Source organism: Streptomyces sp. GQFP (assembly GCF_021545335.1).
Taxonomy (GTDB): domain Bacteria; phylum Actinomycetota; class Actinomycetes; order Streptomycetales; family Streptomycetaceae; genus Streptomyces.
Genome location: NZ_CP089312.1, coordinates 1,873,254 through 1,897,265, shown reverse-complemented (window position 1 = coordinate 1,897,265; position 24,012 = coordinate 1,873,254). Strand labels below are relative to the sequence as shown.

The following is a 24,012-nucleotide window of genomic DNA, read 5'->3' as shown; positions in this document are numbered from 1 at the left end:
GTGTCGGCGGGAGTGGTGCCGCGCCCTTCAGGGGCGCGGGGCTGTGTCGATCTGCGGCTCCGCCGCGCGGGCGCGACCAGCCACAGCGGACCCGCAGACTCTGCACCGCATTTCCAGCGGAGCGCTTACGCGGGGCGTTGCAGCACCGTCAGACTGCGGTCCGTCAGGGTGAGCCGGTCGCCCGCCTCCACCTTCGCGCCCGTGCCCGGGGGCACGCCCTCCGGACGGGCCGTGTCGATCACGACCTGCCAGCGGCGGCCGTGGTTGACCGGCACCACGAACTCCAGCGTCTTCGGCGAGGCGTTGAACATCAGCAGGAACGAGTCGTCGGCGATGCGCTCACCGCGCGCACCCGGTTCGGAGATCGCGTTGCCGTTGAGGAACACGCTCATCGCGCCCGCCTGCGACGAGTCCCAGTCGCGCTGGACCATCTCCTCGCCCGCCGGAGTGAACCAGGCGATGTCCGACAGGTCGTCGTGGGTGCCCTCCACGGGACGGCCGTGGAAGAAGCGGCGCCTGCGGAAGACCGGATGGTCCTTGCGCAGCCACACCATCGCGCGCGTGAAGTCCAGCAGATCGCCGGTGCCGGATTCGCCGTCGCCGTCCTCGTCGCTGGGCCACGGCACCCAGGAGACCTCGTTGTCCTGGCAGTACGCGTTGTTGTTGCCGCCCTGGGTGCGCGCGAACTCGTCGCCGTGGCTGATCATGGGCACGCCCTGGGACAGCATCAGGGTCGCGATGAAGTTCCGCAGTTGGCGCCCCCGGAGGGCGAGGACGTCGGGGTCGTCGGTCTCGCCCTCCGCGCCGCAGTTCCAGGACCGGTTGTGGCTCTCGCCGTCCCGGTTGTCCTCGCCGTTGGCCAGGTTGCGCTTCTCGTTGTACGACACCAGGTCGTTGAGGGTGAAACCGTCGTGGCAGGTCACGAAGTTGATCGAGGCCAGCGGACGGCGGCCGTCGTCCTGGTAGAGGTCCGAGGAGCCCGTCAGCCGGGACGCGAACTCCGCGAGCGTGCGCGGCTCGCCGCGCCACATGTCCCGTACGGTGTCGCGGTACATCCCGTTCCACTCGGTCCACAGCGGCGGGAAGTTGCCCACCTGGTAGCCGCCCTCGCCCACGTCCCACGGCTCGGCGATCAGCTTCACCTGGGACACCACCGGGTCCTGCTGGACCAGGTCGAAGAACGACGACAGCCGGTCGACCTCGTGGAACTGCCGGGCCAGCGTGGCCGCGAGGTCGAAGCGGAAGCCGTCGACGTGCATCTCGGTGACCCAGTAGCGCAGCGAGTCCATGATCAGCTGGAGCACGTGCGGGGACCGCATGAGCAGCGAGTTCCCGGTGCCCGTGGTGTCCATGTAGTAGCGCTGGTCCTCGGCGAGCCGGTAGTACTGCGCGTTGTCGATGCCCCGGAAGGACAGCGTCGGGCCCAGATGGTTGCCCTCCGCGGTGTGGTTGTAGACCACGTCCAGGATGACCTCGATACCGGCCTCGTGCAGCGCCCGTACTGCCGACTTGAACTCCAGGACCTGCTGGCCGCGGTCGCCCCAGGAGGCGTACGCGTTGTGCGGGGCGAAGAAGCCGATCGTGTTGTAGCCCCAGTAGTTGTTCAGGCCCATGTCCACCAGCCGGTGGTCGTTCACGAACTGGTGGACCGGCATCAGCTCCAGGGCCGTGACACCGAGTCCGGTCAGGTGTTCGATGATCGCCGGGTGGGCGAGCGCCGCGTACGTCCCGCGCAGTTCCTCGGGCAGCGCCGGATGGCGCATCGTCAGGCCCTTCACATGGGCCTCGTAGATCACCGTGTGGTGGTACTCGGTGCGCGGGCGCCGGTCGTCGCCCCAGTCGAAGTACGGGTTGACCACGACCGACGACATCGTGTGCGGCGCCGAGTCGAGGTCGTTGCGCCGTTCGGGTGAGCCGAAGTGGTAGCCGTAGACCTCCTCGCCCCAGGTGACCGCACCGCTGATCGCCTTCGCGTACGGGTCGAGCAGCAGCTTCGCCGAGTTGGTCCGCAGGCCGCGCTCGGGCGCGTACGGGCCGTGCATACGCAGGCCGTACCGCTGACCCGGCATCACACCGGGCAGATACGCGTGCCGGACGAACGCGTCGCTCTCCCGGAGTTCCACCGCCGTCTCCGAGCCGTCGTCGTGCAGCAGACACAACTCGACCCGGTCGGCGGCCTCCGAGAAGACCGCGAAGTTGGTGCCGGCGCCGTCGTACGTGGCACCGAGTGGGTATGCCTCTCCTGGCCAGACCTGCATGCACCCGACTCTTTCAGTTGTGGTTCGCCGCTGGGTCGACTCCGCTCCGAGTCTCCCCGAAAGTGATGGAACCACCTACGACTTACGTCCCTCTTACCGGTCGACCAGTGCGTACCCGCATACACGGGTATGCCAAAACTTTTCGTCTTTACATACTCCCGGGGCTGTGAGGGGGAGTAAGGGGACTACGTGCGCAAGATCGTGCGTCGCCACCTGGGCAAGGTGGTGGCGGGTACGGGGATCGCGGTGGCCGGTACGGCCCTGATGGTCGCGGTGACACTGCCGGGATCGGCGGGGGCCGACGAATCGGGAGGTACGGGGACCGCGGGGAGTACGACGAGTACGGGCCGAAGCGCGGGAGAGTCCGCGCAGCAGCAGGCCGCGGTGCCGCCCGCTGTCGTGGAACAGGCGCCCGCCGAGGGCGAGCAGGGCAAGGGCCGTGATCCGCTGACCGACGGCGAGATGGCGAAGGTCGAGCGGATCGCCCTCAACCGGCAGCTGCGCGACTCCAGCGAGAACGTCGAGGGGCAGCGCGGCCCGCAGCGGATCGGCATCGACCTCGCCGACCCCGAGGCCGCCGAGGTGGACGACCCGAACGCGCCCCGGCGCGCGGACGTGTCGTACTACGACTACAAGGACGACACCCTGGTCACCAGGACCGTCAACCTGGAGACGGGCAAGGTCGAGCGGACCGGCACCCAGCACGGCGTACAGCCGCCGCTGAGCCGCGCCGAGACCGCCGAGGCGACGCAGCTGCTGATAGCCGACGCGCTGGGCGCGGGCCTGAAGGTGGACTACAAGGACGCCACCGGCAAGGAACTCACCTCGCCGGACCAGCTGCTCGTCAGCAGCATGGTCTACCGGGCCGTTCCGGGCGCCCAGCCCGCCGTCCTCGACTCCTGCGGTGACCACCGCTGTGTGCGGCTCTTCCCGAAGGTGAAGAACGGGCCGTGGATCGACGCCCGTTCGCTCGTCGTCGACCTGAGCGCCCGCAAGGTGGCCAAGCTCGGCTGACCCGAGGGCTCTTCTTTCCCTCCCCTCTCTCTTCTCTCATCCTTTTCAGCTCTCTCCTCCTTGGGAGTTTCTTCGTCATGCGCGAAAAGTCGTTGCTCGTCGGCCTCTCCGTGGTCGCGCTGGCCGCCGGCCTCACCACGGCGGCGGGGCCGGCCGCCGCCCAGCCGAAGGCCGGGCCCGTGCCGCCCACCGAGTGCAGTGTGCCGTACCGGATCGAGCAGAAGCTCGCCACCGGCACCACCTGGCGGATGTGCTGGCGCTACGAGAGCGAGGCCGGGCTCGTCCTGGAGAACGTCTCGTACCAGCCGCCGGGCGAGCCCCGACCGATCAAGGTCCTCAACTCGGCCAAGCTCGGCCAGATACACGTCCCCTATGACGACGGAAAGGCCGAGTACCAGGACCTGACCGCGGCGGGTTTCGGCCAGGGACTGCTGAACCTGGCGCCCGGTGAGTGCCCCGGCGGCACCATCAAGACCGTCAAGGTGCCCGAGGCCTGGGACCCGGCCAACGCGAACGTCAAGGGCCTGTGCACCACGACCCGTTCACGCGGCCACGCCTACCGGATGCAGGGCGACACCGCGAACAAGGTCTGGCAGACCCAGGGCAAGGATCTGCTCGTCTACACCGTCAACCAGGTCGGCTGGTACGAGTACATGACCGAGTGGCGCTTCCAGGACGACGGCACCGTCAACATGAACGTCGGCGCCACCGGCAGCCTCGCGCCCGACGACTACGACGCGGGCGACGGCCGCGGCTGGCCCATCGGCAACGGCCCGAAGGCGTACGCCACCAGCCACAGCCACAACGTCTTCTGGCGGCTCGACTTCGGCCTCGACGGCTCCTCCAAGGGCAAGATCGAGCAGTACGACTCGGTCGTCAGCCCGCCCGCGAACGGCCAGGAAGGGCCCACCAACAAAACGACCCGCACCCAGGTCAAGAAGGAACTCGCGGGCGACGCCAAGAACATGCGCTGGTGGCGTGTCGTCAGCGCCACCGGCAGGAACAAGGACCGGCACGCGCGGTCGTACGAGATCGTCCCCGGCGCCACCACCAAGTACCCGGGCCGCAGTTACACCCGGCACGACGTCTACTTCACCGAGTACAACAAGTGCGAGCAGTTCGCCAGCGACAACCTGGGCGACTGTGGTGCCGGTGCCAAGAAGTCCGTCGACGGATGGGTCAACGGACAGACCCTCACCCACCCGTTGGTCTGGGTGAACGTGGGCTTCCATCACATAGCCCGGGACGAGGACCAGCAGCCCATGCCCGTCCACTGGCAGGGCTTCTCCATCGCCCCGCGCGATGTCACGGCTATGAATCCGCTCACTCCCGCCGCCCTCGCCGACCAGAACGGGCATGTCGAAAGCGGTAGTTGAGAAACGACCTGTCCATCGGGCTGCACCGTTGACCGCTCCCGGAGTACCCTTCCTTGATCGTTGGCCCAGACCGGCCACGGGGAGAAGCTCGGGGGAGCGGAAGGCGGTGCGCGGGTGGGCTCGGGAGGGCTGGAGTTGCCCCCTGGTGACGAGGGTCACGAGGGGAACTCCACAGAGGTCCCGCCCGGCGCGGTGTCCCTGGCACGGCCGATGGAGACGGGTTCCATTGGACCGGAACTGGACTGGGACGCCGACGCCTGGCGCGAGGTGCGTACGCGCGCCCAGCGGGCCGGCCGGGCCTACATCTGGCTGAACCTGGTCGAACAGCGACTGCGCGCGGTCGTGGCCGCTGTCCTGCGCCCCATCTACGAACCCGTCCACGGCGACGAGTGGGTGGTCGCGGCTGCTGGACCGGCCGGCCAGGAATGGGTGCAGCGCGCGGTCGCCGTACGGGAAGTCAGTCGCCGCAAGGGCTACTTGCTGGACCCGGCCGACGACAACGTCCTGAGCTTTCTCACCTTGCCGCAGCTGCGCGAGCTGATGGTGCAGCACTGGCCGTGCTTCGAGCCGTACATCGACGAGCGCCGCGACGTCGAACTCGCCCTGGACGAGCTGGAGGTCACCCGCAACGTCGTCTCCCGCAACCGGGCCCTGTCCGAGGCCGTCCTCAACCAGGCCGAGCGGGCCTCCGGGAAGCTCCTGGAGACCCTCGGCGCGGGCGGCGACGTGCCCTCCGCGCGTCGGCTGCCGGTGGACGCGGTCGAGGACCTGGTGGGCGACCGGTACGGGGACGTGGTCGCCGTGCACACCGACCGGGTACGGCTGATGCGCCAGTTCCCCGCCGAGGACATCTTCGGCGGTGCGCGCCGCCTCGACGCCATCGGCATCGGCCTCAACCTGCTCGTGCAGAACTTCTCCGGGCGGCGGCTGGTACGGCTGGCGGAGTCGGGCTGCCGGACGAGACTGCTGTTCCTGAACCCCGCGTCCAGTGCGGTGAAGCGGCGCGAGCGGGAACTCGGCATCAAGCGGGGCGAGTTGAGTCGCGCCGTGGAGATGAACATCCTGCACATGCGCCGGGTGCGGTCGAAGCTGCGCGACCCCGGCGCCTTCGAGATCCAAGTCTTCGACGAGACGCCCCGCTTCACGGCCTATCTCGTCGACGGGGACGGCTCGGACGGGGTCGCGATCGTGCAGACGTATCTGCGCCGGACGCGGGGGATGGAGGCGCCGGTGCTGGTGCTGCGCGGTGGCAGCAGGGTGGTCAAGTCGGACGAGTCGGAGGAGATCGGCATCTTCCCGACGTACCGCGAGGAGTTCGAGGTGGCCTGGGCGGATTCGCGGCCGGTGTCCTGATCTGGTCGGCCCGTGCGGCTCCGATAAGCGGAATGCGGTCCTCTGATTGTCAGTGGCTCATGGGATCGTGGAGACCACTGGGGGAAAGCACCACCAAGAAGGGGGGCCAGGCATGGGCTGGCACCATGAGCTGCTGATCGGCTTCGACCTGGAGACGACCGGGACGGACCCGACCGAGGCACGCATCGTCACCGCCGCGGTGATCGAGGTGAGGAGCGGTGAGCCGCTCGGCCGCCGTGAATGGCTGGCGGATCCGGGCGTGGAGATCCCGGCGGACGCGGTGGCCGTGCACGGCATCACCAACGAGCGCGCGACCAGCGAGGGGCGGCCCGCCGACCAGGTGGCGGACGCGATCGCGGATGTGCTGACCGGGTACTGGAGAACGGGCGTGCCGGTGGTCGCCTACAACGCGAACTTCGACCTCACCCTGCTCTCCGCGGAGCTGCGGCGGCATGGTCTGCCGTCTCTGCGGGAGCGGTTGGGCGGGCTGGATCCGGCTCCGGTGATCGACCCGTACACGATCGACCGGTCCGTGGACCGGTATCGGCGCGGCAAGCGGAACCTCGAAGCGGTGTGCACGGAGTACGGGGTCGCGCTGGAGGCCGCGCATGACGCGTCGGCGGACGCGTTGGCCGCGGCGCGATTGGCGGGTGCGATAGCCGAGCGGTATCCCAAGGTTGCGGGGTTGGGGGCGGTGGAGCTGCATCGGCGTCAGATCGAGTGGTATGCGGAGTGGGCGGCGGATTTTCAGGGGTTTCTGCGGCGTAAGGGGGAGGCGGACGCTGTGGTGGATGGGAGTTGGCCTGTGCGGGAGGTTGGGGCCGGGGTGTGAGGTGTGCCGCAGGGCATCTTTCTTCGCCCCCGCCGCCCTTACCCGTCCCATCCTCGGGGGCGCTGCCCCCGAACCCCCGTATCGCGCTGAACGCGCTCGTCCTCAATCGCCGGACGGGCTGGATATGGTGCCGGCCGGTGCTTGATCTTTCAGCCCGTCCGGCGTTTGAGGACTAGGCCCGTTCAGGGCCGTAGGGGGGGGCTGGGGGCGCAGCCCCCAGGGATGGGACGGGTAGGGGCGGCGGGGGCGAGATTCTCTGGGGTGCCACGCGGGCGCGGTGGGCGCGTTCCACCGACTGGCCCCAGTACGTGCCCGTCACCATCAGCGTCGCCCCCAACGCCGTCAGCACCGTCAAGTGCTCGCCACCCAGCGCGATCCCGATCGCCGCCGCCCAGATCGGCTCCGTCCCCAGAAGCAGGCTGGCCCGGCTTGCTGACGTCCGCTGCACAGCCCAGGTCTGCGCCAGGAACGCGAACACACTGCAGAACAGGGCTAGATAGAGCAGTTGCGTCCACGTCCCGGCGTCGGCGCGGGTGAGTGTCGGCAGGGAGGGAGCGGCTGCCGGGAGGAACACGACCGTGCCGATCACGGTCTGGAGTGTCGTCAGGTGGAGAGGGCGGATCGGCCGGCCTGTCGTGAGGCGTCCGACCAGCGCCACATGGACCGCCCGTACCAGCGCTGCGCCCAGCATCAGCAGGTCCCCGAGCCGCGGTGCGTGAAAGCCGTTGCCGGACATGAGCAGACCGACGGCCAGGACACACACGCCTGCGGCGGCGTAGAAGGCGGGGGGCAGCCCGCCGGGGTGTCCGGCGCGGTCGAGGAGAGGGGTGAGCACAATGGTCAGGCTGATGATCAGACCCGCGTTGGCGGCGGTCGTGTGGGCGACTCCGTACGTCTCCACGACGAGGACGGCGGCCTGGGTGAGCCCCAGCGGCAGCCCGGCCCGCACCTCCTCCCGGGTCCACAGACGAACCCCCCGGCCCTGCTCCCGCTGCCCTTCCTTCCCCCGCCCCGCGGCGACCAGGCCGAGACAGGCGAGTGCGGAGAAGGCGTACCGGGCGAACAGGACGACGAGGACGGGCAGGGCGGAGGTGGCCGTCTGGGCGGACAGATAGCTGGAGCCCCAGACGAGCGCTACAAGGAGGAGTACCGCATCGGTACGGCGGGAGTCGGACACGCGACTACGGTGCACTGCCAGTGACCCTGAAGCCCAGGGCCACCTTCTTCAACGATCTTTTAGTTTCCCTACACAGTCCGCCTACACTGGTCCCGTGGACGAACGACAGCTGCGGATCCTGCGCGAACTCGGTGAGCTGGGCAGCGTCACCGCGGTCGCCGACGCGCTCCTCGTCACGCCCTCGGCGATCTCGCAGCAGCTGAGGCTGCTCCAGCGAGCCATCCCCGTCCCGCTCACCGAGCGACAGGGACGCCGGCTGGTGCTGACCGACGCCGGGCAGGCGCTGGCGGGCGCGGCGACCGAGGTGGAGTCGGCGCTGGCGCGGGCCCGGCACACCGTCGAGGAGTTCCTGGACCGGCCGGACGGGGAGGTGTCCGTGGCGGCGTTCCACAGCGCGGGCGCCGCGTTCTTCCCGCTGCTGCTGCGCGCCCTCGCCGGACCGGACGGTCCTGTGCTGGCGCTGGCCGACAAGGACGTCACGCAGGACGACTTCCCACCGCTGACCAGGGAGTACGACATCGTCCTCGCCCACCGCCTCGACCACGCCCCACCCTGGCCGCGCACGGTGGCGGCGACCCCGCTGCTGCGCGAACCCCTCGACGTGGCCATGCCCGCCGACCACCCACTCGCCGCCAAACGACGACTGACCCCGACCGACGTGGCCGACCAGCCCTGGATCGCCGTACACGACGGCTTCCCGATCATGGCAACGATCGAGGCCATCGCCACAGCAGCAGGCCGCCGCCCCCATCTCGCCCACCGCATCAACGAGTTCGCGGTAGCCGCAGAGGCAGTAGCGGCAGGCGGAGGCCTCGCCCTGATGCCCCGCTGGACCTCCCGCCCCCACCCCGACCTGGTCCTGAAGCCCCTCAGCGGAGTCGAGTCCAGACGCAGAATCGACGCCCTGCACCGCCCGGAGCGTACGGCCAGAAGGGCCGTAAGAACTGTCCTGAAGGAACTGAGCAAGGCAGCACAGACAATCAGGGCCGAGGAGTAACGCGCCCCAAAGGGGCGCGGGGAACTGCGCGACCAGCCACAAACAACCCGCAGCCGCCAGACAACAGCAAGTCCATGTTCAACAGGCGCTCAAAACGAATACCACCGCACAGTCGAATCCCCTTCCCTCAACGACCCCACCCGCCGCACAAACTCCCCCAACGCCCGAGGATTAACAGGCGCATGCTGCGCCACCCACGCACAACTCGCCGTCTCCCGAGCCCCCCGCAACACCCCACACCCCTCCCACTCCCGCACATCCCACCCGTACGCCTCCGTGAACGCCTCGTACGACGAGGTCGGCAGCCCGTATCGGTCATGGGAGAGGGCCATGACCACCAGATCGTGCTCGCGCAGATCGGCGGAGAACGTCTCCAGGTCGACCAGAACCGGCCCGTCGGGCCCGATGTGCACATTGCGCGGCAGCGCGTCACCGTGGATCGGGCCGCGCGGAAGCCGCGGGACGAGCGCGGCGGCGGCCGTCGCGAAACCGTCCCGCCGCTCACGCAGATACGCCGCGTCGGCCGGATCGATCGCGTCGCCCGCGAGCCGCAGCCAGCGTTCGACGCCGCCCAGGAGGTCACGGGGCGGGAGGGCGAAGGTGGCGGGGAGCGGCAGGGCGTGCACGATCCGTAGGAGTTCGGCCAAATCCGCCGGTTCGGCGGGGCGTACGGGATCGGGCAGCCGGTGCCACACCGTCACCGGGTGACCCTCGACGAGGAGCGGCTTCGGGTCGGCCGCGCGGACCGCCGGGACGTCCGCCTCGGCGAGCCAGAACGCGATGTCCAGCTCCCGCCGGGCTCTGTCGAGGAGTTCGGCGTCGCGGCCCACCTTGACGACCAGGTCACCGGCGGCGAACACCGCGTTCTCGCCCAGCGCGAGAAGCCGTACGTCCGGTGCCGTGGCAGGCAGTACGCCTGCCGTGGCCAGTACGTCCCGGGCCTCTGCCTCGTCCATGGTCCGCCTCCAGCGCGATGTCCCGTCCATGCCTGTGTACGTCCGCGAACGGCGTCAGGTTCACGCCATCCGCCGGTCAGTGTCGCATTCGCACTGGTGGGGGCGTATGCGCGGTGCCTTGACTGTGTACATCGGCTTCACGACCATGACGGAGCCCACTCCGGGGCCACCTCGGGCGACCAAAGGAGCCGATCACGTGACACTGGTGACCGGGGTGAGGCGGCCGGCCAAGCACACGACCCGCGCCGGACCGGGCGGTGGCGGGCGGATCACCGGCCACGGCGCCTGGTTCCTCGTCCTGCCCGCGCTGATCCCGATCCTCGTCCTGAGCGTGGGACCGCTGCTGTACGGGATCCTGCTGGCGTTCACCGACGCCCAGTCCGGCCGGACGGCGTCCACGCGGTGGATCGGCACGCTCAACTTCCGGGACCTGGTGCACGACACACTCTTCTGGGAGTCGTTCCGGATCGGGCTGGTCTGGGCGGTCGGGGTGACCGTGCCGCAGTTCCTGCTCGCCCTCGGCCTCGCCCTCCTCCTCAACCAGGAGTTACGGCTGCGCTGGCTGGCCCGTGCCCTCGCGATCATCCCGTGGGCGATGCCCGAGGTCGTCGTCGGCATCATGTGGCGACTTGTCTACAACCCGGACGCCGGTGTCCTCAACGAGACGCTGCGTGACCTGGGCCTGGGTGACGGACGTGACTGGCTCAGCGGCCTCGGGACCGCGCTGCCGGCCGTGATCGTCGTAGGCGTCTGGGCGGGGATGCCGCAGACGACTGTCGCCCTGCTCGCGGGCCTCCAGAACACCCCGCACGAACTCCACGAGGCCGCCGCGCTCGACGGCGCCGGTGCCTGGCGCCGCTTCCGGACGGTCACCTGGCCCGCGCTGCGGCCGATCGCGCTCGCCATCACCGCCCTCAACCTCATCTGGAACTTCAACTCCTTCGCCCTGGTCTACGTCCTGACCAACGGCGGCCCCGGCGGACGTACCCGCCTCCCGATGCTCTTCGCCTACGAAGAGGCCTTCCGCTACGGCCAGTTCGGCTACGCGGCGGCGATGGGCTGTGTGATGGTCGCCCTGATCTCCGTCCTGCTCGCCGTGTTCCTCGTCGGCCGTCTGCGGGGAGGTGAGGAGAGGTGAGGACGAGCACCAGCGCCCGCATCGGCCAGTACGCGGCCCTCCTCGCGTATCTAGCCTTCCTCGCCCTCCCGTTCCTCTGGCTCCTGTCCACCGCCTTCAAGTCCCCCCGAGAACTGGGCAGTCTGCACCCCCGCTGGATCCCGGAGCACCCCACCCTCGACAACTTCCGCCAGGCCTTCGACGAACAGCCCCTGCTGCACGCCGCGTTGAACTCCCTCCTCGCGGCGGCCTCGGCCGCGCTGATCGCCGTACTGATCGCGACGCCGATGGCGTACGTCATCGCCAGGCACCGCACGCTGCTCGGGCGGGCGGCGACCGGGTGGGTGGTGGTCAGCCAGGCGTTCCCGTTCGTGCTGGTGATCATCCCGCTGTTCCTGGTGCTCAAGAACCTGCGGCTGATCGACTCCGTCTTCGGGCTGGTGATGGTGTACGTGGTGTGGTCGCTGCCGTTCGCGCTGTGGATGCTCGTCGGGTATGTACGGGCCGTGCCCGCCGAGTTGGAGGAGGCGGCGGCCGTCGACGGCGCCGGACGGCTGCGCACGCTCGTCTCCGTCACGGCACCGCTGCTCGCGCCGGGGATCGTGGCCACGGCACTGTTCGCCTTCATCACAGCCTGGAACGAGTTCTTCTTCGCGCTCGTCCTCCTCAAGACCCCGGAGAAACAGACCCTGCCGGTCGTCCTCACGCACTTCATCGGCGCGGAGGGCGTGGCGGACCTGGGCCCGCTGGCCGCCGCCGCGTTCCTGGCGACGCTGCCCTCGCTGGTCGTCTTCGCGATCATCCAGCGCCGGATCACGGGCGGGATGACGGCCGGGGCGGTGAAGGCCTGATGCGCGCGCGATGGCTCCTCGTCGTCCTCGGCCTGCTGCTCGCCGGGTGCACCAGCAGCGGTGACACGGCCACGGACGGCACGATCACCCTCCGCTTCCAGTCCCTCGCCTGGCAGGACGAGTCCGTCGCCGCCAACAAGGCGCTGGTGAAGGAGTGGAACGCGACCCATCCGGACGTCAAGGTCGAGTACGTACAAGGGAGTTGGGACAGCGTCCACGACCAGCTGCTCACCTCCTTCGAGGGCGGCGAGGCCCCCGACATCATCCACGACGCCTCGGACGACCTCGCGGACTTCGCGTACGGCGGCTACCTCGCCGATCTGCGCGAACTGCTGCCCGAGCGGCTCAAGTCCGACATCCCGCAACGCAGTTGGGACACGACGACCTTCGGGGACGGCGTCTACGGTGTGCCGTTCCTCCAGGAACCGCGCGTGCTGATCGCCAACGCCAAGTGGCTGAGGGAGGCGGGCGTACGGATCCCGACCCCCGAACAGCCGTGGAGCTGGGTTGAGTTCAGGCGGATCACCCGACAACTCGGCGACGGCGACGGCAAGTACGGCGTCGCCTGGCCGCTCAAGGAGCCCGTCTCCGCCACCCTCAACCTGTCGCTGTCGGCGGGCGGGCAGCTCTTCCGCCGGGGCGCCGACGGCAAGGTGACGATCCGGTTCGAGGCGGCGGACCAGACCGTTCCGCGCACCATCCACGACCAGGCCAACACCGACCGCAGCGCCTCGCCGACCACCCTCGGCAGCGGCGGCTCCGACACCCTGCCCGGGTTCTTCGGCGGCCGGTACGCGATGGTCCCGCTCGGCTTCTCCTACCGCCAGCAGATCGCGCAGCAGGCCCCGAAGGGCTTCGAGTGGCAGGTGCTGCCCGCACCGGCGGGCGCCGACGGACTCACCCAGGGCGTCAGCCCGCAGACCCTGTCCATCGCTGAGGACAGCCAACATCCGCGCGAGGCGGCCGAGTTCATCGACTTCATGCTGCGCCCCGAGAACATGGTCCGCCTCGCCCTGGGCGACTGGATGCTCCCCACGGGCACCGAGGCCCTGAAGTCCCCGTCCCTGCGGACACCGAAGGACGGCTGGGCCACCGGCACCGCCCTCGCCACCCACCTCCGCTCGGCCCCCGCCCAGTCCGTACGGGGCTACCCGGAGTGGAAGGACAAGGTCGCGACGCCCGCGTTCCAGGAGTACTACAGCGGGGCGATCGACCTCGCCGACCTGCGGAAACGGCTGGAGGAGGACGGGAATCTGGTGCTGGCTCGCTATCAGCGGTGAGTGGCCATCGGCCGGGACTTCTAATCAGTTGTACGAGACGTCTCGTCTCGCTTACGGTCGGGAACATGACCACCTCCCGCATGACCACCTCCCGCATGACCGGCACCCACACGACCCCCGCCCACATCGCCATGTTCTCCATCGCCGCCCACGGCCATGTGAACCCCAGCCTCGAAGTGATCCGCGAGCTGGTGGCCCGAGGGCACCGCGTCACGTACGCGATTCCGCCCGCGTTCGCCGACAAGGTGGCCGAGACGGGAGCGCGGCCCGTGCTCTACACCTCGACGCTGCCGGGCCCCGACGACGACCCGGAGGCGTGGGGCACCACCCTCCTCGACAACGTCGAGCCCTTCCTCGCCGACGCCATCCAGGCGTTGCCGCAGCTCATCAAGGGGTACGAGGGGGATGCGCCCGATCTCGTGCTGCACGACATCGCCTCCTACCCGGCCCGCGTCCTCGCCCACCGCTGGGGCGTGCCCGCCATCTCCCTCTCGCCGAATCTCGTCGCCTGGGACGGGTACGAGGAGGAGGTCGCCGAGCCGATGTGGGCGGAGCCCCGGCAGACCGAGCGCGGCCAGGCCTACTACGCACGCTTCGAGGGCTGGCTGAAGGAGAACGGGATCACCCAGCACCCCGACCCCTTCGCCGGCCGACCCGCTCGTTCCCTCGTCCTGATCCCCAAGGTCTTGCAGCCGAACGCCGACCGCGTCGACGAGCGCGTCCACACCTTCGTCGGCGCCTGTCAGGGCGACCGGTCCGCGCAGGGGGACTGGCAGCGGCCCGCCGACGCCGAGAAAGTCGTCCTCGTATCGCTGGGGTCCGCCTTCACCAAGCAGCCGGAGTTCTACCGGGAGTGCGTGCGGGCCTTCGCCGACCTGCCGGGGTGGCACCTCGTCCTCCAGGTCGGCAGGCATGTTGACGGGCGCGAGCTGGGCCCCGTACCGGCCAATGTCGAAGTGCGGTCCTGGGTACCGCAGTTGGCGGTTCTGCGGCAGGCCGACCTGTTCGTCACGCATGCCGGGGCCGGTGGCAGTCAGGAGGGGCTGGCCACCGCCACGCCGATGATCGCCGTGCCGCAGGCAGTCGACCAGTTCGGCAACGCGGACATGTTGCAGGGGCTCGGGGTCGCCCGGCATCTGCCCATGGAGGAGGCGACCGCCCAGGCGCTGCGCGCGGCAGCCCTCGCCCTCGTGGACGATCCCGAAGTCGCCCGGCGTCTCACGGAGGTTCAGGCCGGGATGGCGGAGGAGGGCGGCACCCGGCGGGCCGCCGACCTGATCGAGGCCGAGCTGTCCGGCGTATGACGTGAAGAGGGCCCGTTGGCTCCCCGGTGACCAACGGGCCCTCTCTGGAAGGGAACTGGCGATAGATCAGACGCTGATCCGCTCGCCGCCCTCCACCCTCGGCGTGACCGCCTCGGGAGACTCGTCGTGCGTCAGGTCGGGCAGCCGGTTCAGCCACTTCGGGAAGTACCAGTTGCGCTCGCCGAGCAGCGCCATCACTGCGGGCAGCAGCACACCCCGGATGATCGTCGCGTCGATGAGCACCGCGGCCGCGAGGCCCACGCCCATCTGCTTCATGGACTGCATCGACAGCGTCCCGAAGATGGCGAACACCGCGACCATGATGACGGCGGCACTGGTGACGACCCCGGCCGTGGTGACCACGCCGTGCTGGATCGCGTCCTTCGTCGTACTGCCCCGCAGTCGTGCCTCGCGGATACGGGAGACGACGAACACGTGGTAGTCCATCGACAGGCCGAACAGGATCACGAAGAGGAACAGCGGCAGCCAGGTGATGATGGCGCCCACGCCCTCCGCGCCCACCAGCGACGCGCCCCAGCCGTGCTGGAAGACGGCGACCAGGATGCCGTAAGCCGCCCCGACCGAGAGGAGGTTGAGCACGATCGACGTGATCGCGATCGTCAGGGAGCGGAACGACAGGAGCATCAGCAGGAAGGCGAACACGACCACGAAGGCGAAGACCGGGGCGACCGCGCCGGCCAGCTGGTCGTTGAAGTCCTTCGAGCCGGCGACTTGTCCGGTGATCGGCGCCTGGACGCCGTCGACCTTGTCGAGTGTGGCCGGGCGTACCTCGTCGCGCAGCTTGTCCAGGCTCTCGCCGGCCTTGTCCAGGTCGGAGCCGCCGACCAGCGGGACGTACACGAAGGCGATGTTCTCGGCGTCGTGCAGCTTGATGTCCACCGGGCCGCGCGAGGCACCCGAACTGATCGCGCGCTCACGGAAGTCGGCGAGGGCGGACTGCACGTCGGCCGCGTTGATGTCCTTCGCCTTGACGATCACCTCGGCGGGGTCGGAGCCGCCGGGGAACGCGTCGTTGACGCGGTTGTAGGTGCCGACGATCGGCAGCGAGTCGCCGAACTCCTGGTCCAGGGTGAGGTTCTGGGTCTTCATGCCGAGCGCGGGAGCGGCGATGGCGAGCAGCGCACCGGCCGCCACGACCAGCGCGATGGCAGGCTTACCGAGGACGACCTTCAGCACGGCCGTCCAGAACCGGCTCTCCCCGCCACCCTTGCCGTTGCCGTTCTTGCGCCGCTTGTCCGGGTGCAGGAACGGGATCCGGCCCTTCTCGACCCGCGTGCCGAGCAGCGACAGCAGCGCCGGAAGAACCGTCACCGAACCGACCATGGCGACCGCCACGACCATCAGCGAGGCAAGGCCCATCGCCTCGAACGTGGCGAGCCCGGTGAACAGCATGCCCGCCATCGCCACGCACACCGTGACACCGGAGACGATGATCGCGCGGCCACTGGTCGCCGCGGCGATCTGCAGCGCGACCTCCGGGGTACGGCCCGCGGCCCGCTCCTCGCGCTCCCGGCGCAGATAGAACAGGCAGTAGTCGACACCGACGGCGAGACCGACGAGCAGCATCACGGAGCTGGCCGTGTCGTCCATCGGCTGGAGATGGCTGACGAGACCCATCAGACCCATCGTCGCGACGATCGCCGTGATCGCCAGCGCCACCGGCAGCAGCGCCGCGACCACCGCGCCGAACGCGATCAGCAGAATGCCGAGGGCCACCGGCACGGCGGAGTACTCGGCCTTCTTGAAGTCGTCACCGAAGGCGTCGTCGAACGTCTTGTTCATACTGGCGCCGCCGATCTCCTCGATCCGCAGCTCCGAGTGGTCCTTCTGGACGTCCGCGACGGCGTTCAGCACCGGCTCGACCCGGTCGCCCGCCGTCTCGGCGTCGCCCCGCATGTCGAACTGGACGAGCGCGCTGCGGCCGTCCTTCGAGAGGGTGTCCGTGTCGTACGGAGACTGCACGTCCGTGACCCGGCCGGTGCCGTCGACCGCCTTCATGACGTCGGAGACGGCGGCCCGGAACGCGGGATCCGTGGCCTTGAGGCTCCCGTCCTTCGCCTGGATGAGGACGGTCTCACTGGACGGCTCGTCGATCCCGGCATCCTCGACGATCTTGGCAGCCGTGTGGGTCTCGCCCCCCAGCTGGTCGCTCTCCTTGACCTCGACACTGCCGGCCGCCGAGCCGAGCCCCATCGCCAGGACGACGAACAGCACCCAGATCCCGACGGCCGCCCAGCGATGCTTGGCGCTCCAGCCGCCGGCCCGGGCGGCTATGCCCCGCACCCGCGTTTCTCCGTTCCCCATGACGGGCTTGCCCCCTCGTAAGCGGCGACAGCCGCCTGCCATCACCTTTAGGTTCGAAGGTATGGGCCGGATAAGAGCGTCTCGTCGTGCTCCCCGGTGAGGTGCGGCCGGCGAAAGTCCTCCCGTCGGATGCCGGTGTCTCCCCACTGGGTAGGACACCGGCCCCCTACATCTAAAAGACGATCTCGGGGTGGTTCGTCAGGGGCGCGGTCACCGGGCGACTGTCAGTGGGCCGCCCTATGGTGAGCGAATGACGACAGGTGAGCAGGCGACGAAGACCTACGCGGCACTGCTGCGCGGCATCAACGTGGGCGGCAACAAGAAGGTCCCCATGGCCGAGCTGCGCACCCTCCTGGAGGGCCTCGGATACGACGGCGTGGGCACCTACCTCCAGAGCGGCAACGCCGTGTTCGCCGCCGGTCACGGCGACGAGGAGTCCCTCGCCGGGGAGATCGCGGGAGCCATCGAGAAGCACTTCGGATTCACCGTCGACGTGATCGTGCGCGACCACGCCCACCTCCGCGCGATCAGGGACAACTGCCCTTTCCCGGCAGCGGACTTGGAGGCCAAGCAACTCCACGTCACCTACTTCTCCACCCCCGTCGACGAGACCAGCTTCGCGGAGATCGACCAACCCGCCCACCTCCCCGAGGAGTTCCGCCTCGGCGACCGCGTGCTGTACCTGTACGCCCCCGACGGCCTCGGCCGCTCCAAGCTCGCCGAGCAGCTCGCCAAACCCCGGTTCCTGAAGGGCCTGATCGCGACGACGCGGAACTGGAACACGGTGGTCAAGCTGGTGGAACTGACCGAGGGCGACTGACCCGGTTTCTCTGGTGGCAAGCTGATCGGTATGCGCTACATCATTATCGGGACAGGGGCGGTCGGCGGCGCCATCGGCGGGCGGCTGGCCGGGGCGGGCCACGAGGTGGTCCTGGTCGCCCGGGGCGCGCAGTACGAGGCGCTGCGCGCGCACGGGCTGAGCCTTGTGACCCCGGACGGGCAGCACACGTACCGCCTGCCGACCGTCGACGGACCCGCCGGACTCGGGGAGTTGCGCGCCGACGACGTACTCGTCCTCGCCGTGAAGACGCAGGACAGCGAGGGCGCCCTGGCGGCCTGGGGGCCGGTGCCCGTCGCCGGTGGCGGTACGGCGGCCGAGCGGCTGCCGCTGCTCTGCGCGCAGAACGGCGTGGAGGGCCCGCGCCTCGCGCTGCGCCGCTTCCGGCACGTCTACGGGGTCTGCGTCTGGCTGCCCGCGACCTACGTGGAACCCGGGGTCGTGTCCGCCGCCGGCGCCCCGCTCACCGGCATCCTCCACCTGGGCCGGTACCCGCACGGCACGGACGACACCCTCCGCCGGATCGCCGCCGACCTGGAGAAGACGACGTTCGAGGCACCGGTCGTCCCGGACGTCACACGGTGGCTGTACGCCAAGCTGCTCACCAACCTCGGCAACGCCGTCCGGGCGCTCAGCGGCGCCTCGGACAGCGAGGAGAGCGAGCGGCTGCGTCAACGGGTGTACGCCGAGGGCGAGTCGGTGCTCGCGGCGGCCGGGATCCCGTACACGAGCGCCGAGGAGGAGAAGGCAAGGCGCGGCGACAGGATCACCCTGCGACCGCTCCCGGGCGTCGAGGCCGGCGGCGGCTCCACCTGGCAGTCCCTGGCCCGGGGTACCGGCACGATCGAGACGGACTATCTCAACGGCGAGATCGTGTTCCTGGGCCGGCTGCACGGCGTACCGACCCCACTGAACGAGCTGCTGCAACGGCTGGCCGACACGTTCGCCAGGGAACGGCGGCCGGCGGGTTCGCTGCCGTCGGCGGAACTCGTACGGCTGGCGGACGAGGCCGTCGCGTCGGTGCGAGAGCCCGCAGCCGGTCGTCCCTAGCGCGAGAGCGGGCGTTGGAGGCTGGGGGAGGGGCCATCCCGATCCAGCTCCAACCTCGTTGTCGTATCCCACTGACTGCCCCCAGGCGACCCATCTGCAGGCGGACGCAGGCAGCCGCCGCCTACGCGCTCACCGCGGCGCGCCTCGACAACGGCATCCGCACCGCCGCCTCCGCGTACCGGCGCAGCAGCAGCCGGGCCACCTCGGGCGCCGGCCCCAGCACGTCCGCGAGTACGTCGGCCCGTTCCGCGCCCCGCGCGATGCGGTCCGGGAGGAAGCCGGGGGCGAAGACGTAAGGCGCGACGGCGACGCGTTCGCAGCCCAGGTCCCGCAACTCCCGTACCGCGTCCTCCGTGCGGGGGAGAGCGGCGGAGGCGAACGCGGGTCGCACGGCGCACCAACCGGTGTGCCGCCACTCCCGCGCGATTTCTGCGATCACCGCGATCGCCTCCGGGTCGGTGGACCCCGCCGAGGCCAGCACGACCCCGGTCGAGGACTTGTCGGCGGGCGTCAACCCCGCCTCGTACAGCCGCCGTTCGAGGGCGGACATCAGCAGTGGCGACGGGCCGAGCACCTGCGCCTGACGGATTCGCAACCCGCGCGGCGCGTCCCGCAGGACCGCCGGGATGTCCGCCTTCGCGTGGAAGGCGCGGGTCAGGAGGAGCGGGAGGGCCACGACATCTCGTACGCCCTCCGCCGCCAGGGACTCCAACACCCCTTGTACGGACGGAATGTTGAAGTCCAGGAAGCCGGTCTCCACGCGCAGCCCCGGCCGCAGCGACCGTACCCGCCGTACGAGGGCGTGCACGGTCGCCGCGTGCCGCGGGTCGCGGCTGCCGTGGGCGATGACGAGGAGAACGGGCTCGTGGCGCATGGGCTCAGCTCTTCACCAGGAGGCCGCGGCTGCGGAGCACCCGCCGTTCCAGCGGGCTGAAGAACAGCAGGTCGACGGCGATACCGACGAACAGGATCAGGAAGATCGCCTCGAAGATCATCGGCATGGAGCTGGCGTTGCGGCCGTTCTCCAGCAGCGCGCCGAGGCCGATGCCCAGGTCGGGCGAGGAGGCGATGATCTCCGCGGCCATCAGCGAGCGCCAGGAGAACGCCCAGCCCTGCTTCAGACCGGCCAGATAGCCCGGCAGCGAGGCCGGCAGGACGATGTGCCAGGCGCCCTTCCAGCCGGTCGCGCCCATCGTGCGGCCCGCCCGCAGGAACAGCGGCGGCACCTGGTCGATGCCGGAGACCAGGCCGTTGGCGATGGACGGGACCGCGCCGAGCAGGATCACCGCGTACATCATCGAGTTGTTCAGGCCCAGCCACAGCACGGCGGGCGGCACCCACGCCACCGACGGCAGCGACTGGAGGCCCGACAGGACCGGTCCGATCGCCGCGCGGATGAACTTCACCCGGGCCACCACCAGGCCCAGCGGGGTGCCGATCGCCAGGGCCAGCAGGAAGCCGAGCAGACCGCGCTCGGCGCTGGTCCAGATGTAGCCGAGAAGCTTGCCCTCCAGCCAGGCGTCCTTGAACTCGGCCGCCACATCGCCCGGCGAGGGCAGCTTGGTCGGGTCCGTGACGACGTTGAAAGTGATCAATGCCTGCCAGATCAGCAGCACCACGGCCGTCGCGACGAGCGGCGGGAGGAGCTTGGTGCGGGCGGTCACCGAGAACGGCGTACGCCCGGTGGCCGTGGTCTCCAGGGCGTCCAGACCGGCCTCAAGGCCGGCGATCTGATGGTTGCCGTCGGCCTTCGCCTGACGCGTGTCCGTCAGGCCCGACTTCGTGTCACTGCTGGCCATGACGGCGGATCTCCCCACGCAGTTGTTCGGTGATCTCAATGGACAGTTCCGCCACGGGGGCGTCCTCGATACGGCGTGGCTGCGGGATCTCCACCGTCCACTCGCGCGCGATCCGGCCCGGCCGCGACGACAGCAGGACGACCCGCTGTGCGAGCCGCACCGCCTCGCGCACGTTGTGCGTGACGAACAGGACGGAGACGCCCGTCTCGGCCCAGATCCGGGTCAGCTCGTCGTGCAGCACGTCACGCGTGATCGCGTCGAGCGCCGCGAACGGCTCGTCCATCAGCAGCAGTCGGCTCTCCTGGGCCAGCGCCCGGGCCAGCGCGACCCGCTGGCGCATACCGCCGGACAGCTCGTGCACCCGCTTGTCGTACGAGCCCTGCAGCCGGACGAGCGCGAGCAGCTCCTCGGCCCTGCCACGCCGGTCGTTCTTCGGAACTCCGCCCAGTTTCAGGGCGAGTTCGATGTTCTTGCCCGCGGTCAGCCACGGGAACAGGGCGTGCTCCTGGAACATCAGGGCAGGGCGCCCGTCGGTCCTGATGCTGCCCGCGCTCGGGTTGTCGAGACCCGCGACGAGGTTCAGCAGCGTGGACTTGCCACAGCCCGAGGCCCCCAGGAGGGTGACGAACTCACCCGGTGCGACATCGAGCGTGATGTCGTCGAGGACGAGCTGCTGCCCGGCGGGCCCGGCGAAGGACTTCGAGACATGCTCGATGCGGGCGGCGTACTCGACCGACTCGGCCGGTCCGGCCTTGGCGATAGCGGTGGCCATTGGTCGTCACCTCCTGGGGACTTGAGGGGATCGGTGCTTACTTGACGCCGAGACCGGCGTCGTCGACCGTGCTCTCACCCGCGGCCTCGAGGACCGTGTTCAGGGGCGTGAGGTCGTAGATGCCCGTCAGCAGCGGGTCCTCCAGCAGACCGGCCTTCACCGCGTGCTCCGCCTCCGTGTTGAGGGTGGAGGCCAGCGGGTCGTTGGTGAACTGGATGGACTTCCACGCCGGGTCCAGGACCGCGGCCGGCAGCTCCTTGCCCGAGTCGATGCCCAGCTGCTTGTTCGCCGCGGTCTTCGCCGCGTCGGAGTTGGCGTTGATCCACTTGTTGGTCTCGACGGAGGCCTTCAGGACCGCCTCGACGGCCTTCGGGTGCTCCTTGAGGAACTTCTGCGACACGATGATGTTCGTGATCACGAACTTCTTGTCCGGCCACAGGTCCGCCTCGTCGAGCAGCACCTTCGCACCCTCGGCGACCAGCTTGGACGCGGTCGGCTCCGGCACCCAGGCACCGTCGATGGAGCCGGACTTGTAGGCGTCCGGGGTGACCTTGTTGTCGGTGCGGACGACCGACACATCGCCCTTGCCGCTCTCCGCGTCGACCTTCCAGCCCTGGTCGGCGATCCAGTTGAGGAACGCCACGTCCTGGGTGTTGCCCAGCTGCGGGGTGGCGATCTTCTTGCCCTTGACGTCCTTCAGGGTCTTGATCTTGTCCGGGTTGACCACGAGCTTCACACCGCCGGACGCCGACCCGCCGATGATCCGCAGGTTGGTGCCCTTGGACTTGGTGAAGCCGTTGATCGCCGGAGAGGGGCCGATCCAGCCGATGTCGATGGAGCCCGAGTTGAGGGCCTCGATCTCGGACGGGCCGGCGTTGAAGATCTGGTACTTGGCCTCGGTGGCGCCCAGCGCCTTCTGGAAGTACCCCTTGTTGACACCGACGAGTGCGGTCGCGTGCGTCAGGTTGCCGAAGTAGCCGATCTTGACGGAGTCGAGTCCGTCGATCTTCTCGGCCCCGGCGGCGACCTTCGCGTTGGCGTTCTCGTCCTTCGACTCGGAGCCATAGCCGCAGGCGGCGAGGGTGAGAAGGGGAAGCGCGGCGATGACCGCGAAGGTGCGGCGAAGAGCGGTGTTGACAGGCACGGGAGGTGTTCCTCTCGGAGGCCCGGCGGTCACGGTCTCTCAGGTCGTGGCCGGGAGGTCGGCAGGTCTTCGTCGATGTCGGGACGTCCGGTGGGGGGACAGGGCGCGCAAGCGGTGCGCGTACGTCAGCACGCACATCGCGCGACTCCGCCCTGCCCGCTGCCGAGGGCGCCGCTGCCGACGCGGCCGCCCTCCTTCGCGAACGTGGAGTAGTAGTCCATGACGTTCATGTCAGAAGTCCCACCCGTCGTCCTCGGCCGCGTCCTTGACGGGCTCCGGGGACGCGAACGACTCGCCGACCATGCCGGCGGTCAGCGTGGTGCCGTCGTTCGGGTCGATCAGGATGAACGATCCTGTGCGCCGCGAGTCGGCGTACGAGTCGACGGGCAGCGGCTCCGCGGTGCGGATCTTCACGCGGCCGATGTCGTTGGCGACGAGCTGTCCCGGGTGCGGGTGCAGGGACAGGTCGTCGAGCGTGAGCCGGGACGGGATGTCCTTGACGATCGCCTTGACCGTACGGGTGCCGTGCTTGAGCAGCACCCGGTGGCCGACCGTCAGCGGTGCGTCGGCGACGTGGCACACGGTCGCCTCGATGTCCTGCGTGGTCGGCGGCGCGTCCTTGCTGGGCACGATCAGGTCGCCGCGCGAGATGTCGATGTCGTCCTCCAGGAGGACGGTCACCGACTGCGTGGTGCAGGCGACCTCGACCGCCTCGCCGAGCAGGTCGATCCCGGCGATCCTCGACGCGTGGCCGGACGGCAGGACCGTCACGGACTCGCCGACGCGGAAGGAACCGGCGGCGATCTGGCCCGCGTACCCCCGGTAGTCGGGGTGCTCGGCGGTCTGCGGCCGGATCACGTACTGCACGGGGAGACGGGCGTGGCAGTGGCTCAGGTCGTGGGCGACCGGGACCGACTCCAGGTGCTCCAGGAAGGTCGGCCCGCCGTACCAGTCCATGTTGGCGGACGGGTCCACCACGTTGTCGCCGGCCAGCGCCGAGATCGGGATCGCGGTGATCTCGGGGACGCCCAGCTCCAGCGCGTACGCCGTGAACTCCTCGGCGATCGCCGCGAAGACCGACTCCTGGTAGTCGACCAGGTCCATCTTGTTGACCGCGAGGACCACGTGCGGGACCCGCAGCAGCGCCGCGAGGGCCGCGTGCCGCCTGGTCTGCTCGACGACGCCGTTGCGGGCGTCTATCAGGATCACCGTCAGCTCGGCCGTGGAGGCACCCGTCACCATGTTGCGGGTGTACTGCACGTGGCCGGGCGTGTCGGCGAGGATGAACCGGCGCTTCGGCGTGGCGAAGTAGCGGTAGGCCACGTCGATGGTGATGCCCTGCTCGCGCTCGGCGCGCAGGCCGTCGGTGAGCAGTGCGAGGTCAGGGGCTTCCTGCCCCCGTGAAGCCGACGCGCGCTCCACCGCCTCCAGCTGGTCGGTGAGGATCGACTTGGAGTCGTGCAGCAGCCGGCCCACGAGGGTGGACTTGCCGTCGTCCACGGACCCGGCGGTGGCGAACCGCAGGAGCGTGGTCTCGGAGAGTTCCGGGAGTTCGGTGGTCGTGCTCAT

Annotated in this window: 19 protein-coding genes and 1 pseudogene; 11 read left to right on the top strand and 9 right to left on the bottom strand. The window is 69.7% G+C overall.

Going from position 1 to position 24,012, the window contains the following annotated elements:
- Positions 1-125 precede the first annotated feature (125 nt).
- A complete protein-coding gene (glgX, locus tag LUX31_RS08315) occupies positions 126-2,258 on the bottom strand; it encodes a glycogen debranching protein GlgX (protein WP_235474134.1) in 2,133 nt (710 codons plus the stop codon).
- A 189-nt stretch (positions 2,259-2,447) separates the two neighbouring features.
- On the opposite strand from glgX, the gene LUX31_RS08310 reads away from it, so the two are divergent.
- The 4 genes from LUX31_RS08310 (at position 2,448) to LUX31_RS08295 (ending at position 6,833) form a co-directional block, all read left to right on the top strand.
- Positions 2,448-3,272 (top strand): Tat pathway signal sequence domain protein, encoded by an 825-nt coding sequence (locus tag LUX31_RS08310; RefSeq protein WP_235474133.1) that lies wholly within the window; start codon positions 2,448-2,450, stop codon positions 3,270-3,272.
- 77 nt (positions 3,273-3,349) lie between these two features.
- Positions 3,350-4,648 carry a copper amine oxidase gene (locus LUX31_RS08305; protein WP_235474132.1) on the top strand — a complete coding sequence of 433 codons (1,299 nt, stop codon included), beginning with the start codon at positions 3,350-3,352 and terminating at the stop codon, positions 4,646-4,648.
- Between the two features lie 114 nt (positions 4,649-4,762).
- On the top strand, positions 4,763-6,001 hold the full coding sequence (locus LUX31_RS08300) for an SAV2148 family HEPN domain-containing protein (RefSeq protein ID WP_235479838.1): 1,239 nt from the start codon (positions 4,763-4,765) through the stop codon (positions 5,999-6,001).
- Between the two features lie 112 nt (positions 6,002-6,113).
- The gene (locus LUX31_RS08295; RefSeq protein WP_235474131.1) at positions 6,114-6,833 is read left to right on the top strand and encodes a 3'-5' exonuclease; all 720 of its coding nucleotides are present in this window, start codon (positions 6,114-6,116) and stop codon (positions 6,831-6,833) included.
- Between the two features lie 172 nt (positions 6,834-7,005).
- Here the strand turns inward: LUX31_RS08295 and LUX31_RS08290 are convergent, their stop codons facing one another.
- Positions 7,006-8,010, bottom strand: coding sequence for a DMT family transporter (locus tag LUX31_RS08290; protein WP_235474130.1), 1,005 nt, complete (start codon positions 8,008-8,010; stop codon positions 7,006-7,008).
- Positions 8,011-8,104: 94 nt separating this feature from the next.
- On the opposite strand from LUX31_RS08290, the gene LUX31_RS08285 reads away from it, so the two are divergent.
- Positions 8,105-9,007: a LysR family transcriptional regulator gene (locus tag LUX31_RS08285; RefSeq protein ID WP_235474129.1), complete on the top strand. Its 903-nt coding sequence runs from the start codon at positions 8,105-8,107 to the stop codon at positions 9,005-9,007.
- 89 nt (positions 9,008-9,096) lie between these two features.
- On the opposite strand, the gene LUX31_RS08280 is transcribed toward LUX31_RS08285, so the two are convergent.
- Positions 9,097-9,963 carry a phosphotransferase enzyme family protein gene (locus LUX31_RS08280; protein WP_235474128.1) on the bottom strand — a complete coding sequence of 289 codons (867 nt, stop codon included), beginning with the start codon at positions 9,961-9,963 and terminating at the stop codon, positions 9,097-9,099.
- Positions 9,964-10,159: 196 nt separating this feature from the next.
- On the opposite strand from LUX31_RS08280, the gene LUX31_RS08275 reads away from it, so the two are divergent.
- From LUX31_RS08275 to mgt, 4 genes and pseudogenes are all read left to right on the top strand, one after another.
- Positions 10,160-11,101 carry a carbohydrate ABC transporter permease gene (locus LUX31_RS08275; RefSeq protein WP_443045937.1) on the top strand — a complete coding sequence of 314 codons (942 nt, stop codon included), beginning with the start codon at positions 10,160-10,162 and terminating at the stop codon, positions 11,099-11,101.
- Positions 11,098-11,931 (top strand): carbohydrate ABC transporter permease, encoded by an 834-nt coding sequence (locus LUX31_RS08270; protein WP_235474127.1) that lies wholly within the window; start codon positions 11,098-11,100, stop codon positions 11,929-11,931. Before LUX31_RS08275 ends, LUX31_RS08270 begins: the two co-directional genes overlap by 4 nt.
- Positions 11,931-13,211, top strand: a complete 1,281-nt coding sequence (locus tag LUX31_RS08265; RefSeq protein WP_235474126.1) for an ABC transporter substrate-binding protein — start codon at positions 11,931-11,933, stop codon at positions 13,209-13,211. Before LUX31_RS08270 ends, LUX31_RS08265 begins: the two co-directional genes overlap by 1 nt.
- A pseudogene (gene mgt, locus LUX31_RS08260) lies at positions 13,201-14,515 on the top strand (macrolide-inactivating glycosyltransferase). The gene LUX31_RS08265 and the pseudogene mgt overlap by 11 nt, the downstream one beginning before the upstream one ends.
- A 66-nt stretch (positions 14,516-14,581) precedes the next feature.
- Here the strand turns inward: mgt and LUX31_RS08255 are convergent.
- The gene (locus LUX31_RS08255; protein WP_235474125.1) at positions 14,582-16,840 is read right to left on the bottom strand and encodes an MMPL family transporter; all 2,259 of its coding nucleotides are present in this window, start codon (positions 16,838-16,840) and stop codon (positions 14,582-14,584) included.
- A 250-nt stretch (positions 16,841-17,090) separates the two neighbouring features.
- Between LUX31_RS08255 and LUX31_RS08250 the strand changes: the two genes are divergently transcribed.
- Together LUX31_RS08250 and LUX31_RS08245 are read left to right on the top strand one after the other, a co-directional pair.
- A complete protein-coding gene (locus LUX31_RS08250) occupies positions 17,091-17,660 on the top strand; it encodes a DUF1697 domain-containing protein (RefSeq protein ID WP_235474124.1) in 570 nt (189 codons plus the stop codon).
- Between the two features lie 30 nt (positions 17,661-17,690).
- Positions 17,691-18,728, top strand: coding sequence for a ketopantoate reductase family protein (locus LUX31_RS08245; protein WP_235474123.1), 1,038 nt, complete (start codon positions 17,691-17,693; stop codon positions 18,726-18,728).
- Positions 18,729-18,849: 121 nt separating this feature from the next.
- Here the strand turns inward: LUX31_RS08245 and LUX31_RS08240 are convergent, their stop codons facing one another.
- From LUX31_RS08240 to LUX31_RS08215, 5 genes are all read right to left on the bottom strand, one after another.
- The gene (locus LUX31_RS08240) at positions 18,850-19,602 is read right to left on the bottom strand and encodes a sirohydrochlorin chelatase (protein ID WP_235474122.1); all 753 of its coding nucleotides are present in this window, start codon (positions 19,600-19,602) and stop codon (positions 18,850-18,852) included.
- Positions 19,603-19,606: 4 nt separating this feature from the next.
- Complete coding sequence (locus tag LUX31_RS08235) at positions 19,607-20,527, bottom strand: ABC transporter permease (RefSeq protein WP_235474121.1); 921 nt, start codon at positions 20,525-20,527, stop codon at positions 19,607-19,609.
- Positions 20,514-21,299, bottom strand: a complete 786-nt coding sequence (locus LUX31_RS08230) for an ABC transporter ATP-binding protein (RefSeq protein WP_235474120.1) — start codon at positions 21,297-21,299, stop codon at positions 20,514-20,516. Before LUX31_RS08230 ends, LUX31_RS08235 begins: the two co-directional genes overlap by 14 nt.
- 37 nt (positions 21,300-21,336) lie before the next feature.
- Positions 21,337-22,443 carry an aliphatic sulfonate ABC transporter substrate-binding protein gene (locus LUX31_RS08225; protein ID WP_235474119.1) on the bottom strand — a complete coding sequence of 369 codons (1,107 nt, stop codon included), beginning with the start codon at positions 22,441-22,443 and terminating at the stop codon, positions 21,337-21,339.
- A 231-nt stretch (positions 22,444-22,674) separates the two neighbouring features.
- Positions 22,675-24,012: a sulfate adenylyltransferase subunit 1 gene (locus LUX31_RS08215; protein ID WP_235474117.1), complete on the bottom strand. Its 1,338-nt coding sequence runs from the start codon at positions 24,010-24,012 to the stop codon at positions 22,675-22,677.